The 14,858-nt window shown below is 39.2% G+C and carries 11 protein-coding genes; 7 read left to right on the forward strand and 4 right to left on the reverse strand.

Annotation, left to right across the window (positions count from 1 at the left end; genetic code table 11):
- Positions 1-191: 191 nt before the first annotated feature.
- From pheA to AC2SLN_RS04140, 6 genes are all read left to right on the forward strand, one after another.
- Entirely contained in the window at positions 192-1,364 is a 1,173-nt protein-coding gene (gene pheA / locus AC2SLN_RS04115) for a prephenate dehydratase (protein ID WP_486549633.1), read from the forward strand.
- A 198-nt stretch (positions 1,365-1,562) separates the two neighbouring features.
- A complete protein-coding gene (gene hisC, locus AC2SLN_RS04120; protein WP_486549635.1) occupies positions 1,563-2,666 on the forward strand; it encodes a histidinol-phosphate transaminase in 1,104 nt (367 codons plus the stop codon).
- Positions 2,667-2,951: 285 nt separating this feature from the next.
- Positions 2,952-5,252 (forward strand): bifunctional prephenate dehydrogenase/3-phosphoshikimate 1-carboxyvinyltransferase, encoded by a 2,301-nt coding sequence (locus AC2SLN_RS04125; protein ID WP_486549637.1) that lies wholly within the window; start codon positions 2,952-2,954, stop codon positions 5,250-5,252.
- A 152-nt stretch (positions 5,253-5,404) separates the two neighbouring features.
- Positions 5,405-6,355, forward strand: coding sequence for an EamA family transporter RarD (rarD, locus tag AC2SLN_RS04130; RefSeq protein WP_486549639.1), 951 nt, complete (start codon positions 5,405-5,407; stop codon positions 6,353-6,355).
- Positions 6,356-6,547: 192 nt separating this feature from the next.
- The gene (gene folB / locus AC2SLN_RS04135; RefSeq protein WP_486549641.1) at positions 6,548-6,910 is read left to right on the forward strand and encodes a dihydroneopterin aldolase; all 363 of its coding nucleotides are present in this window, start codon (positions 6,548-6,550) and stop codon (positions 6,908-6,910) included.
- A gap of 71 nt (positions 6,911-6,981) precedes the next feature.
- The gene (locus tag AC2SLN_RS04140; RefSeq protein WP_486549643.1) at positions 6,982-7,617 is read left to right on the forward strand and encodes a hypothetical protein; all 636 of its coding nucleotides are present in this window, start codon (positions 6,982-6,984) and stop codon (positions 7,615-7,617) included.
- Between the two features lie 244 nt (positions 7,618-7,861).
- Here the strand turns inward: AC2SLN_RS04140 and cysE are convergent, their stop codons facing one another.
- The 4 genes from cysE to dnaE form a co-directional block, all read right to left on the reverse strand.
- Positions 7,862-8,776: a serine O-acetyltransferase gene (gene cysE / locus AC2SLN_RS04145; protein ID WP_486549645.1), complete on the reverse strand. Its 915-nt coding sequence runs from the start codon at positions 8,774-8,776 to the stop codon at positions 7,862-7,864.
- 160 nt (positions 8,777-8,936) lie between these two features.
- Positions 8,937-9,863 (reverse strand): RNA methyltransferase, encoded by a 927-nt coding sequence (locus tag AC2SLN_RS04150; protein WP_486549647.1) that lies wholly within the window; start codon positions 9,861-9,863, stop codon positions 8,937-8,939.
- 42 nt (positions 9,864-9,905) lie between these two features.
- Entirely contained in the window at positions 9,906-10,265 is a 360-nt protein-coding gene (locus tag AC2SLN_RS04155) for an Hpt domain-containing protein (protein WP_486531292.1), read from the reverse strand.
- Positions 10,266-10,310: 45 nt separating this feature from the next.
- A complete protein-coding gene (dnaE, locus tag AC2SLN_RS04160; protein WP_486549649.1) occupies positions 10,311-13,937 on the reverse strand; it encodes a DNA polymerase III subunit alpha in 3,627 nt (1,208 codons plus the stop codon).
- Positions 13,938-14,635: 698 nt separating this feature from the next.
- On the opposite strand from dnaE, the gene AC2SLN_RS04165 reads away from it, so the two are divergent.
- Positions 14,636-14,851, forward strand: a complete 216-nt coding sequence (locus AC2SLN_RS04165; RefSeq protein ID WP_486549651.1) for a virulence RhuM family protein — start codon at positions 14,636-14,638, stop codon at positions 14,849-14,851.
- The last annotated feature ends 7 nt before the right edge of the window (positions 14,852-14,858 follow it).

Raw genomic sequence — 14,858 nt, forward strand, 5'->3', positions numbered from 1 at the left:
AATACCTTGCTACCAAAACAGGCCATAAGTTTGGTATAGTTTAAATAACTGAGTGTAAAATAATATAAGATTTATTTAGTCACTTTAAAAACGGTCTCTTTCTTTAAAAATAATCGCCTTAAACTTAAAGATAGGCAGTTTTAAAGCAGTCACTTTTAAAAATTATCATAACATGACCCATAGGCTTTTTTATGACCTCACAATCAAAAAACGATACTGATAATAGTATAAATAACCACGTAAATAGTAGTGATTCGGCTCTAACGCAATCCTTATCTGAGCTTCGAGATCAAATTGATAGTGTCGATGGTAGTATCCTTGAGCTTATTAGTCAACGCGCTAAAATAGCTCAAAGCGTTGCGGCGTTCAAAAAAGAAAATGCTAACGAGGCGGAAGCAGATCCTATTTTTTATCGGCCTGAGCGAGAAGCTCAAGTGTTGAAAAATATTATGCGCCGCAATCAAGAATCAGATAGCCCCATTAGCGATGAAAAAATGGCACGTCTGTTTCGTGAAATTATGTCAGTATGTTTAGACTTGGAGGCACCTCAGAAGATAGCATTTTTAGGTCCTGTTGGTACATTTACTCATGCAGCCGCACTCAAACATTTTGGTAAGGCTTCTACAACAGTACCATTAACCACGATTACCGATGTCTTCCGTGAGGTTGAGTCAGGCTCAGCAGCATATGGTGTTGTTCCGGTTGAAAATTCTTCTGAAGGGGTAGTTAATCATACACTTGATGGGTTCTTGGCATCATCGTTAAAGATAATCGGTGAAGTGGAATTGCCTATTCATCAAAACTTTTTGGTTGCTGAACACACTAAAATTGACAGCCTAAGTCGTATTTATTCACATCAACAGTCTTTGGCTCAATGTCGGCATTGGTTAGATGTTAACTACCCTAATGTAGAGCGTGTGCAGGTTTCCAGTAATGGTGAAGCGGCAAGACGTTTAAAAAACGAATGGCACTCTGCCGCTATCGCAGGTGACGTTGCTGTTGCTGAATATAATTTGCATAAACTTCATGAAAATATTGAAGATAACCCAGGCAATACCACCCGATTCTTGATTATTGGTCATGAAGATATTGCCCCCTCTGGCGCTGATAAGACCTCCATTGTCGTTTCAGCCCACGATAAAGCAGGTGCTTTGATCGAAATTTTACAGCCATTATCCAAACACGGTGTGTCAATGACCAGTATTGAGACTCGTCCAGAGCGTCCAAACAAATGGGCTTATGTCTTCTTTATAGATATGGAAGGTCATATTGAAGACGATAATGTAAAAGCGGCGATTGAAGAAATTAAACCAATCGTTAAAGAGGTGCGTGTACTTGGGTCTTATCCTAAAGCCGTTATTTAAAGTTAGTGACTCTTTGATCATGACTTATTCAGTAAAGTGGATGATAACGTGAGGATTAGTCTTGGTGTTTGGTCTTGATATTTGTTTAAAGTAATCTGCTAACTAACGATTTATGGGTAAGGTCATGCTAAATATCATATATATTCAATATTTTTAAAATAGAAATAGCCCTTAATCTTCAATATTTTAGGTAGAACTATGAGTAATAAAACGTTTGCCACACCCGCTTACGACAGTATACTAGATCTTAAGGCATACCAAACAGGTAAGCCCATAGAGGAGTTGACCCGTGAATACGGGGTAAGTGATGTTTTAAAGTTGGCCAGCAATGAGAACCCTTTAGGATGTTCGCCTTATGTTACTTTAGCGATTACTCAGCAGTTAGGTCAGCTGGCTCGTTATCCTGATGGTAATGCTTATTACTTAAAGCAGGCCATTGCTGATTACACTGATACCAATATTGATCAAATTACTTTAGGCAATGGTTCAAACGATTTATTAGATATCATTGCCCGTACTTTTGCCGCTAATGATGATGCCATTATCTATAGCGAATATGCGTTTATCGTTTATTCAATGGTAACTAAAATGTTAGGCGCAACTGGCATAGAAGTACCTGCCAAGAGATATGGGCATGATTTAGATGCTATGCTTGAGGCTATACAAAATACTGAAAATGCACGGTTAGTGTTTATAGCAAATCCTAATAATCCTACAGGTACATTACTAACTGGCGAGCAGATTCGTAAATTTGTAGAACAAATACCCAGTCATATTTTAGTGGTTCTTGATGAAGCTTATATTGAGTATACGCCAGAGAGCAATAATCGTGCACTTATCGATGAGTTTGACAATGTTATTATTGTTCGTACCTTTTCAAAGGCCTATGGTCTGGCTGGTTTGCGAGTAGGTTATGCCTTGAGTCATCCTGAAATAGCGGATATGTTAAACCGGATTCGCCAACCCTTCAATGTGAGTCTAGTGGCGCAATCTGCTGCCATTGCTGCACTTGGTGATCAAGACTTTATTGCCAAGGTATGGAAAATCAATGATGGTCAGATGCGCTGGATATGCAAACAGTTTGATGGGTTGGGGTTAGAATATATTAAATCGCATGCCAATTTTGTGATGGTCAATGTTGGCGATGCAAAAGGTATTTATCAGGCATTGCTAGAACAAGGTGTTATTGTGCGGATGTTGGCTGGATATGGTCTTGACAGTTGGCTACGCATTACGGTTGGTACACCAGAGGATAATACCCGTTTGATTGATACCCTACGCGATACCCTTGAGTCTTATTAGATACATATCTTTTAATCTTAATATCTTGGATATTTGTAGGTCATTAAGGAGCTATATTGTGGCTCTATTTTTTAGCTTATTGCAGTTTGGTATGAATACCGCCCGTTGTTCAATATGGTGGTTAAACACAGTCATAGTAAATTATCGAGCTTAGTGAATAGTAATAGGCGTCATTAATAAAAGATACTTCACTATTAAGCTATGCCCATTGTTTGTCGTATCATTATCAGTTGTTATTAGCTACTGTTATAAACCAGTGTTGTTACCATGTAAGGTTTAGAGTGTATGTTGTTTGAGCAAGTTTGTATTATTGGTCTAGGACTTATCGGTGCCAGTCTTGCACAAGCCATAAGAGACCGGGAACTATCAAAACGTATTGTCGCAGTTGATAAACATGCACCAAGTATTGAAGCTGCCATTGCCGAATCGGTCATAGATGAAGGGGGTGCTCTTTTAGAACACGTTGCTAGTGGCTCTGATTGTGTGATTATTGCTGTACCTGTTAAAGCAGTACCTCAAGTTTTGTCAGACATACAGTGCGCTATTGATCAAGGCATATTAAATCAGGATTGTATTATTAGTGATGTCAGCAGCACCAAACAAAATGTAGTTGATGCCGCTAAATCGATATTTACCAATCTACCTTCGGGGCTAGTACCTGCACACCCAATTGCAGGGGCGGAGCTGTCTGGCTTTCATGCCCGTCAAGGCAACCTATTTGTTAACCATAGTGTTATTGTGTGTGAGCTTGAAACGACTTCACAGTTTGCGATTGATAGTATTATAAGCCTATGGGAATCTGCTGGTGCAACGGTGATGAAAATGGATCTTGCACACCATGATGCAGTTCTCGCTTATACGAGTCATTTACCTCATCTATTGGCCTATAACTTAGTCGACCAGTTGGCAAGTCATGATGATAATATGGATATTTTTCGATATGCTGCAGGTGGGTTTCGAGATTTTACCCGTATTGCCGCAAGTGACCCCGTAATGTGGCACGATATCTTTTTTGCTAATAAGCACGCCTTACTTAATGCCCTTGATGAATATAGCGAGTATCTGGCTAAGCTACGTCATCTCATTGACAATGAAGAATCGACTGAGCTTTTAGGGCTACTTGGACGAGCGCAATCCGCGCGAAAACACTTTGGTCATATGCTTACCAGCACCCCATATACTACAACTTTATCGGAACCTTCGACTACGGATAAATCTATGTCTAATCATGAATCAACTTCCAGTGCTTACATTATTACACCAAGTGTTCAAGTCAAAGGGATAATATCAGTTCCTGGCGATAAGTCGATATCGCACCGGAGTATTATGCTAGGTAGTTTAGCAGAAGGCATCACTAAGGTTACTGGATTTTTGGAAGGAGAGGATGCGTTAGCCACTCTACAGGCATTTAGAGACATGGGGGTAACGATAGAAGGGCCAGAAAATGGCCAAGTCATCATTCATGGTGTCGGTATTAATGGGCTAAGACCAAGCCGTACACCGCTATATATGGGTAACTCAGGCACCAGTATGCGGTTGTTATCTGGCATTTTAGCGGCGCAAACCTTTGATAGCGTTATGACAGGTGATGCTAGCCTATCTAAGCGTCCTATGGAGCGTGTCGCTAAACCTTTACGCCAAATGGGAGCTATGTTACAGACAACAGGCGAGAAGGGTACAGCACCAATAAGTATTACTGGCAGTGATAAGCGAGGATCAAAGCTTCACGGTATTACCTATGATATGCCTGTGGCATCTGCTCAGGTCAAATCTTGTCTTTTGCTAGCGGGTCTATGGGCGGAGGGTAAAACGACCATTAGGCAACCCGAAATTACCCGAGATCATACCGAGCGTATGTTAAGCGCATTTGGTTATGCGGTAGAAGTTGATGGCAATACCATTAGCCTTAATGGTGGGGGTAAATTAACCGCTTGTGATATTGCTGTACCTGCAGATATTTCATCAGCCGCATTTTTTATGGTGGCTGGCAGTATTGCTAAGGACAGTGAATTAACTATTACTCAAGTTGGCATGAACCCAACCCGAACTGGGATTATTGATATTCTAAAACTAATGGGGGGTAATATTGCCTTGACTAATGAAAGTTTTGTCGGCGGCGAGCCTGTGGCAGATATAACCGTTAAATCGGCTCAACTAAAAGGCATTCATATTCCCGAAGCGCTTGTACCACTGGCTATCGATGAGTTTCCTGTGTTATTTATTGCCGCCAGCTGCGCGTCTGGTCAAACCATCCTTACAGGTGCCAAAGAGCTTAGAGTAAAAGAGTCAGATCGTATTATGGTAATGGCAGAAGGGCTTGTTAAATTAGGTATTGATTGTACGGTAACTGAAGATGGCATTATCATTGAAGGTAAAGGCACAGCTGGCGCGCATGATGCAATATTTGGTGGCGGCGAAATTTACTCACATCATGATCACCGTATTGCTATGAGCTTTGCTGTAGCAAGTATAAGAGCGAGTGATACTATTACCATACAGGGGACTGAAACTGTCAATACAAGCTTTCCACAATTTGCAGAATTATCAAATAAAATAGGCATGAATATCGCTATAAGAAGTTTATAAGGTCGTTTGTATAGTTAAGATTCGTCTCTTTATTGTTTATGCAGGATACTGACCTTGATAGCCACCCCTTGCTTGGGTGGCTTTACTGTTTTGAGTTAAATCTAATAAATAGGTTTTTGAAGCACTAACATTATATGGCTAGGAATATCACTATGTCACTAACAAAACCTACGAATCAAACAGCAAATTTACCAAAGACGCCCATCATTCAAACAACCAGTAAAGGTATCATAACTGCACTTAGTGCGTTTTTAATATGGGGATGTTTTCCTTTTTATTTTAAGCAGTTGGGTAATTATAATGCCATAGAGATTATCGGACACCGCATAGTTTGGACATTTTGTTGTTTACTCATTGTCCTCATTGTTAATAGACGATGGAGCTGGGTACGTGTGCTCAAAGCCAATCCACGTCTAATAGGTATTACTTTTATTTCTGGATTCATTATCACAGCTAACTGGTTGGTATATGTTTGGGCAGTAAATGCAAACCAAATTCTGGAGGCAAGTTTAGGCTACTTTATTAGCCCTTTACTGGGGATATTGCTCTCCTTAGTTTTTCTTAAAGAGCGCTTGCGTCCGTTGCAATTGGTGGCTGTCGCTCTAGCAGTGTCCTCAGTTATTATTCAAGTCATTATGCTCGGTAACCTACCTTGGATCTCTCTTGTTTTAGCAGCGTCATTCAGCGTATACGGTTTAATGCAGCGACGTACCCCATTGCAAGCTGTGGATGCCCTATTTATAGAGACAGCATTACTCGTGCCCATTTGTATCTGGTGGTTTATGACTACTGAGGTCGCAAGCTCATCACTATCATTTTGGTTAAGCGATAAAATATGGTTTTTAATGCTTGCAGGCCCTATAACCTTAATCCCCTTATTGCTTTTTAATAAATCGACAAAAATGGTAGCGTTTAGTATTTTAAGTTTCATGAACTACATAACGCCGACGCTAATCTTTTTATTGGCTGTATTTTATTATAATGAGCCCTTTGATAGTAAACGTCTTATGGTATTTGGCCTGATTTGGGTAGGTTTGGTTATATTTAGTATTGATTTATGGCAGAATCGTCCCAGCAAAGTATTAAAGAAATTGGCAGCATAAAAGTTAGCAAATGATCAAACTAGCCTAAACCATTAAATAAGCCAGATTAAACTATCATTGACCTTAAAATAGCCATTAAAACATGTTTTTTTAAACAGTGACTAATAAACAGTGACTAATTAGAAGAAGTTAAGCCAAAATACTTTCAATAACTTACAATAATTTTCTAGATTTGAATAAGAAGTAGTCAGTATGAATAATACAGATACAATTAAAATAAGCGGTCTTAAAGTAGGGGCTATCATTGGGGTATTTGAGTGGGAGCGAGCCATAACCCAACCTTTATTGATAGATGTTGCAATACATACAAATACTGAAAAGGCTGCTCAATCAGATGACATTGATCATGCCATTAATTACAAAAGTGTCTGTGACGACATAACAAAATGGTGTATTGATGCCGAAGCTAAGCTTATCGAACGTTTGGCTGATATTATAGCCAGTAGGTTACTCACGCACTATGATACTTCGTTGGTTGAAGTCACTGTTGCTAAACCAACGGCAATCTGTGAAGCAGATTGTGTTTCTGTGAGCATTATCCGCCAAAAAGCATAAACATGATTATAAATAATAGTTATCCCCTATAATTTGTCAGTCTCTATCTGTATTATTTGGAAGATATTTTGATGAGCTTAAATACAATACCCAACTTTCAAAATAGCCAAGGTAAAAGCATCCTAATAAGTAACAGAGATGAACTGGTAAGTAATACTGCTAGTGATTTGATAAACACTGTCCCTGATGATATCTGTCATATATTTGTAGGTATTAAATCACTCATTGAAATTGATTCTATACCTATCGAAGGCATGATAGTGGCATTGGGTAGTAATAGTAAAAATGCGTCACTGAGTTTGAGAGTTGCCAGAGAAGAACTAGAGAATGTTTACCAGCAAGCAGTCTGGTCATCTGAATTTGTGAACCCTGATTATACCGCCACTATTGATAATCCTAGACCTGACTATACCAATCAGTGTGGTTATTTGCTATTTTCAGAGAGTAACTCAACAAAGTTTATTACTGATGTCACACAGCAGTGTAAGTTGATAGAATCCATAGTTAAAACTGAATCTGAAAACAAAGCGACACCCATACACACAGATGGTTTGGATAAGCCTCAATATAAAATAATTCTAATTGATATCGATGTTTTAGCCGTTAAGACAAGTCTGGGTTTGATTGCTATAAAGAAACGCTATCCATTCAAAAAACATGAATGGATAGGTATTCAGGAGTTGTTGCAAAAAGGAGCGTTGAAATAACTGGCTTATAAACAAAATGATTATCTAATCAAACAGTCTGTGTGCTAAATACTACTCACTACTAAAGTGTTTTAGAACTTGTATTTATACGCTAAAGTTAGGACGTTTTTAGAATAAAATGAGTTAATACGAGACAAAATTGGTTGAACAGTCTGAAGAGTCATTTTATTTAATCCAAATTCTAACGAAGTAGTGATTTACTTTAAGAAGAATAGCCAATGATAGGTATTGTGAATACAGGTTCTTACTTATTGATTGCTTCAATGTCATCTACAGAAAGTTGCTTTGATTTTTTGGGTGTAAAAGTAGGATCTAGCTTTCTGATAGCTTTTTGTAGCTCTTCAATTCGGCATTCGGACTGCTGTAAATGCTCTAGAATTTTATTCAACGCTTCAGCCACTGGATCTTCAGAATTTTGGTTTAATCCGTAAGCACTAAAATCCAAGTCATCAACATTTAGACGTTTTTTGTCACAATCATCCAAACTTAGTGCCGTATTTTTTTCATTGTTGCTGTTTTTTGGTTGAGATTTGACAGTGGTTTGGACATTATTTGTCTGTTCAATATGCGTATCTTTATTATCTGTTTCCTTGAACTTAACAGTATCAGAAGAATCAGATTTTTTGTTAATCATACGCGCCACATCGCCAACCATTGTTGCTCCTTCAGGTACAGACTTTACCACAACTGCGTTAGACCCAATTTTTGCATTTTTACCGACGGTAAAAGGCCCAAGCACTTTTGCACCAGCACCAACCACGACACCGTCTTCAAGAGTAGGGTGGCGCTTACCTTTATTCCACGATACGCCCCCAAGCGTTACGCCATGATACAGGGTAACATCATCGCCAATTTCAGCGGTTTCACCGATAACAACCCCCATGCCGTGATCAATGAAAAAGCGTCGACCAATTTTCGCAGCCGGATGAATCTCGATACCGGTTACCATTCGGGTGCAATAAGATAAGGCTAATGCGGACAAACGTTTGTTGCGATTCCAAAGATGGTGTGAGCCTCGATGCATAATGATGGCATGAATACCTGGATAAGTGCATAAGACTTCAATGCTATTGCGGGCTGCAGGGTCTCTATCAAATACAGAGTCAATGTCTTCTTTTAAAGCAGCTTTGGCTTGACGTAAGGCTTGAATTAGTTTCATGGTCGTATCTTAATAAAATTTGAGGTTTGAAAGGTATATCTTACATGATTAGTTGGCTATTGCGCTTGATTTTTGAGACTCATTCCTGAGATTGATTAAAGGTTCAGATGTTTATCTTAGAATGAGAGTAGGCTGGATTCAACTAATATTCGCTCGAAAGTTAGAGCTTTAAGTTTATCTTAGCGATGATAGCATTTAAAAGCTCATACTCTTTTTGATCTAGTTGTAAACGTGAAACAAGCCTTGATAATCGATAGGGCAAGTCATTTAACTTATCATGCTGAGTATTATCCACAAGATCTAACTGATGCATTAGATTGATAATTCTAGATTGCAAGCTCATTTTTTGGTCGTGGTTAATAGCGGGTACATCCCAATTTTGACGAATAATGACATCAATAGTGGGTAATTTTGCGCTGTTAATGGCATCATATTCGGAATTTTCATGGTCGGCGTGATTGAATTGATCTATTTGCTTGAGGGGTAAAAGATGAGTGATATCATCGATAAATTCATTGTCAGTTGGATGCAAGTCAGTCATCAAAGCGCTATATATAAAGCTGGATATCACTTGAACGGCTGAAGCAACATTTAGGACAGGATAATCAGGATTGGCATCAATTTGGATATGATAATCCGCTAATGCTAGCTCATCATTAGTCAGGCCTCTATCTTCTCTACCAAATAAAATTGCAAAGCTTGCATCCGCTATAGAATGATTTAGTATTATTTGAGCGGCTTGAGATGGGTTTATAACCGGTTTAGGGATGTGACGTTGTCGGCTACTGGCAGCAAATACAATATGAGAGCTGCTGATGGCTTCATCAATTGTACTGACAACCTGACAGTTTTCCAAAACTTTTTGTGCGCCCGCAGCATGTGAGATGCTGGAGTCGTCAATAGGGCGTTTCGGGTCAACCACGGTTAGATCCGTTAAACCCATCGTAAACATGGCTCTAGCTGCAGAACCAATATTAGCAGGTAAGGTGGTATTGACTAATACAATTTTTATTCTATTTAAAGTGTCAATTTTAGTCTGGTTTTGTAAGGAAAATTTAGGGTGTGGTTTTTTTGAAGGCGCAGTCATAAATTAACAGCTATACATAATAGGTTCAGCGTTAGTCTAAGGTTAGTTTAACCTATTTTCAATCTCTATATTTGTTGTAATAATTTCTTGTTGAATAAGAGAGACAAGTTCTGCTGCTTCATGAATCTCATTTCTACGACAAGTATCTTGCATGATGCTACATAAAATCGTTAGCTTAGAGAAACCTAGGCTGGCGCTAGCGCCTTTGATTTTATGAGCTACCTCAAAACCTTCTCGATTGTTATTGTCAGCAAATGCATCGGCTAATCGCTCAATACACTTATAGCTAGACTGTATATAATCTTTAATTAAATCATCGAACTCCTCATCTAATAGCTCGCGCATCTCTTCAAATAAATCATCATCGATATGTGTTGTCGTATCTTGATAGGTAGCATCCATAAAAAAACCTGGCTTAAATTATTAATTTTAGTTAGAGGCTTGATTTTATGCATAATGAAAATATAAATTATCGACTGGAACTAATTTGTGCAATTCCATGAGGTTGTCATCTGTTGGGTACAAGCGCCAATCATCATTTAGGGCAACATTTGCTATGGCGTATTCAGTAAACACACTGAGCCCAATCGGGATACAACCATCGTTAGGGTTCATAGATGAATTTTTATCAATTACTTTAGTATTTTGATCATCTATGTCGTAATAAGTATTAGAGGCTTCTTGACTATTTAAATCTTCTATACCTCCATTGAGCATTTGAGCAGGTATTAAATGCTTTTGTGCTGGTTTTAGTAGAGGTTTTAAAGAATCAAGTAAAGTAGCGTCCTCACTGTCTATTTTAATACTTATTTTTTTAACCCAACGTTGTCGACATTCTATTAAAGTATATGCATGCTCTAACCTTGCAAAAATCCTGCCATCTTTGTCTCGGATACTACCTTTAATAACAATAACGTCATCTATTTTAAGCTTTTCTTTAATTCGGTTGAAACGCTCAGCATAACAACTGACTTCCATACGTGTAGTACCATCATCTATGGTAATAACAATACGATTACCAAAGTTTGCAACATCCATAATAAGCCCAGCGAACAGGGTAGTACCGTTATATCCTGTGTCTTCAAGGCTATCTAAGCGATTGTTAGAGGTATAGACGGATACCTCTTTGCGATACTGGTCTATAGGGTGGCCTGTTAAGTAAAGACCTAAGGTGTCCTTTTCGGCTTTTAAACGATGTTTGTCCCCCCAGATAAGGTCACTACCTGTCGGTAATGGTGGGGCAGTGGTTGCGCTATCTAATTCACTGAATAGATCAATGATGCCAAGCTCGGAGTTTTGCCGATCTTGCTCAGCAGCTTGCACAGCACTCGGCAGTTGTGACATTAATGCGCCGCGTATTTCGTAGTGGTGGTCACTATCAAGGTCTGGTCGTAAAGTGGCAGCAAAATCATCGAAGCAGCCAGATTTTATTAATGCTTCAAGGGTTCGCTTATTGACTTTTTTGGTATCCACTCTACGGCAAAAGTCATATAAATCGGTAAACTTACCACCTGACTTGCGAGCGTCTACAATAGACTCCACCGCACCCTCACCAACCCCTTTAATGGCACCAAGTCCATAAATAATATTTGTGGGAGTATCTGATACAAAATGCCATTCACTGCGGTTTACCGAAGGATTGTCAACGGTTAGGTTAAAGTTCTCACGGCAATCATTAATAAAGAACACCACGTTATCCGTATTGTTCATATCAGATGTCAAAACCGCTGCCATAAATTCCGCAGGATAGTAGTGCTTTAAATAAGCGGTTTGATAGGCAAGTACACCATATGCAGCAGAATGAGATTTATTAAAACCATAGCCTGCAAATTTTTCCATCAAATCAAATACACCGCCTGATATGACAGGATCAATACCTTGTTCGGTTGCACCTGTTACAAAAATATCACGCTGCTTGGCCATCTCTTCAGGTTTCTTCTTACCCATTGCACGGCGCAGCATATCCGCACCGCCTAGGCTATACCCTGCCATGACTTGAGAGATTTGCATGACCTGTTCTTGATACACAATAACGCCGTTGGTATTGGCTAAAATAGGCTCAAGATTAGGGTGGTCATACACTACTTTTTCGCGGCCGTGCTTACGGTCAATGTACATCTCTACCATACCTGCATCTAGCGGACCAGGACGATAAAGTGCACACATGGCGATAACATCTTCTATATTGGTTGGTTTAAGCTTAGCCAGATACTTTTTCATCCCAGAGCTTTCTAACTGGAATACCGCAGTGGTTTTTGCATCCTGTAATAGCTTATAAGCACCCGCATCATCCAGTGGCAAATCATCCAGCTCAAGCGGAGGTTTTCCTTCACGTTGTCGGCGGAGATTAATATTTTTGACCGCAGCATTGATCACGGTTAAGTTACGTAGACCCAAAAAGTCGAATTTGACTAGCCCAACGGCTTCAACATCATCTTTATCAAATTGGCTAACTCGGTGGCCTTCTTCATCACAATAAATAGCACTAAAATCGGTAATCTTATTGGGAGCAATAAGAACACCACCGGCATGTTTACCCACATTACGGGTAATACCCTCAAGCTTTAACGCCATCTCCCAAATTTCATTAGCATCCTCGTAATCCATATTGTCTGGATTAGACAACAAGTCTTTAAGTTGCGGCTCTTCTGCTAAGGCATCTGATAGAGTAATCCCTGGTGTTTTTGGAATAAGTTTTGAGATTTTATCGGCCAAGCCATAGGATTTACTTTGTACGCGCGCTACGTCACGTACGACTGCTTTTGCCGCCATCGTACCAAAAGTGATAATTTGGGAAACTGCTTCACGGCCATATTGACTGGCGACATAATCAATGACTCGGTCACGACCTTCAATACAAAAGTCAATGTCAAAATCTGGCATTGACACACGTTCTGGATTTAAAAAACGTTCAAATAGCAGGTCATAATGCAGAGGGTCCAAATCTGTAATATTAAGGGAATAGGCGACTAACGAGCCTGCACCAGACCCACGACCAGGACCTACGGGTACGCCATTGGCTTTTGCCCAACGGATAAAGTCCATCACGATAAGGAAATATCCAGGAAAGCCCATGGATATGATAATGCCTAGTTCGTGCTCTAGGCGTTCATCATAGGGTTTGCGGATCTCTGGCCAAGTGTCATCACGCTCATCATTGGGATACAGTTTGTCGAGACGCGCATTTAGACCACGCTGAGATTCTGAACGAAAAAATGACTCAATGGTTTCGCCTTCAGGTACGGGAAACTCAGGTAAGACATTAATACCTAGCGTTAAAGTAACGTTACAACGTTTAGCCAATGACACGGTATTATCGATAACTTGAGGAATATCGCTGAACAGCTCTGTCATTTGCTGCTGAGTTTTAAGATATTGCTCATTTGAGTAGTCGCGTGGTCGCGTAGGATCAGCAAGTACATAGGAGGAGGCGATGCAAACACGGGCTTCATGCGCATCATAATCCTCTTGATTTAAAAATCGAACATCGTTATGAGCTATTATCGGAATGCCATGTTGATAACCTGAGGAAATTGCTTGTTCAATAAATGTATCTTCATCTTTTCTATTTGTGCGTTTGATAGCAAAGTATAATCGATCTGAAAATACACTTTGATAGTCTGCAATAAGCGCATTTGCCCGTTCAGGGTTGGCTCCTAAGAGGGCTTGACCAACGTCAGACTTTTCAGTTAATAAAATAATGACGCCGTCACTATTATCTATAAGATACTGTTTGTTAACGATAGGAACGCCTCTATTTTCTGGGTTCATACGTCCTTCAGTGAAGCCAACTGATACAATACGGGTAATGCTTTTATACCCTTCATTGTTCATAGCCAGTAAGGTTAACCGTGTGGATTCATCATCTAAAATAATTTCTGCACCAATGATCGGCTTAATACCTGCGCCTAAACAAGCACGATAAAATTTCACAGTGGCATACAGGTTTGATAAGTCAGTTAAAGCAAGCGCCATCTGTCCATCAGCTGAAGCTGCTTTTACGAGAGGTTTAATGCGAATGATTGAATCAGTAATTGAAAATTCGCTGTGCAGACCAAGGTGAACAAATGCCATAAACGACCTAATAAACGGATATAGAAATGAAATTGAAGGGCTTAACGATTATTCGTTGGAATAGAATAATGAATAATGTAGATTAAATATTTTAATATAACTCGAGCCAATTAGCAGCCCGCTAAATTTAGAAAGCATTTAAATAGAGAGCCTCTAAATTTAGAAGCCATATAAGTTTGCAAAGGTAGTGGGGATTATGTCTGATAAAAGTGAGTTATTAGCTAAACACAAGCTGAATAATAAGCCAAGTTATAAGCTAAATAATAAGCCATATAATAAGAAGGTTACTATAGCATTTTTAATATTATTGAGCCATAGCTAAGCCGAGTGTTGCACTCACATACTGGCACACGTTTTTTCAAAATAATTTAAATCGCACCTAATATAAGCCGGAATAATAATGCATGTCACGGCTAAATTCCATGCAGGCAATATCGAAGTAATAAGGTTAGACAACCAACAAAACATTTAATCAATTGGCGATTCGTCCAGATTTTGAAGGCCAGTTTTTTCAGTAGTTTAACTTTCGTCTATCAGGGGAGATGGTCTAGCAGTACGTGCTGAGTATAATGAATACGGGCGAAGCGTCATGGGTTGCTATACTTGTTGTGGTGGATGAGCTGCGTTAGTTGGACTCTAAAGATTATAGTCAATAAAGCATGGTAAATAAAAGGACAACAACCGGAAGGGTAGCAACAATGAAACATAATGATGTGAAAAATGATGTGAAAAATAATGTCAGTTCAAGTATAGAAATATATGACTTGGATAATGGCCAAGCTCATATCAAAGTACAGTTTGAAGACGATAGTGTCTGGCTTAATCGCCAACAAATGGCAGAGCTGTTTGATAGAGATGTTAAAACAGTCGGTAAGCACATTAATAATGTGTTTAAAGAAGGCGAACTAGAGTAAGAAGCAA

Source organism: Psychrobacter sp. CX90 (assembly GCF_057396305.2).

What these genes read in the sequence shown, in the direction of transcription:
- pheA (WP_486549633.1), top strand. Translation starts at nt 192, where the DNA reads ATGACCTCACAATCAAAAAACGATACTGATAATAGTATAAATAACCAC.
- folB (WP_486549641.1), top strand. Translation starts at nt 6,548, where the DNA reads ATGAATAATACAGATACAATTAAAATAAGCGGTCTTAAAGTAGGGGCT.
- AC2SLN_RS04125 (WP_486549637.1), top strand. Translation starts at nt 2,952, where the DNA reads ATGTTGTTTGAGCAAGTTTGTATTATTGGTCTAGGACTTATCGGTGCC.
- AC2SLN_RS04165 (WP_486549651.1), top strand. Translation starts at nt 14,636, where the DNA reads ATGAAACATAATGATGTGAAAAATGATGTGAAAAATAATGTCAGTTCA.
- AC2SLN_RS04155 (WP_486531292.1), bottom strand. Translation starts at nt 10,265, where the DNA reads ATGGATGCTACCTATCAAGATACGACAACACATATCGATGATGATTTA.
- hisC (WP_486549635.1), top strand. Translation starts at nt 1,563, where the DNA reads ATGAGTAATAAAACGTTTGCCACACCCGCTTACGACAGTATACTAGAT.
- AC2SLN_RS04150 (WP_486549647.1), bottom strand. Translation starts at nt 9,863, where the DNA reads ATGACTGCGCCTTCAAAAAAACCACACCCTAAATTTTCCTTACAAAAC.
- AC2SLN_RS04140 (WP_486549643.1), top strand. Translation starts at nt 6,982, where the DNA reads ATGAGCTTAAATACAATACCCAACTTTCAAAATAGCCAAGGTAAAAGC.
- dnaE (WP_486549649.1), bottom strand. Translation starts at nt 13,937, where the DNA reads ATGGCATTTGTTCACCTTGGTCTGCACAGCGAATTTTCAATTACTGAT.
- rarD (WP_486549639.1), top strand. Translation starts at nt 5,405, where the DNA reads ATGTCACTAACAAAACCTACGAATCAAACAGCAAATTTACCAAAGACG.
- cysE (WP_486549645.1), bottom strand. Translation starts at nt 8,776, where the DNA reads ATGAAACTAATTCAAGCCTTACGTCAAGCCAAAGCTGCTTTAAAAGAA.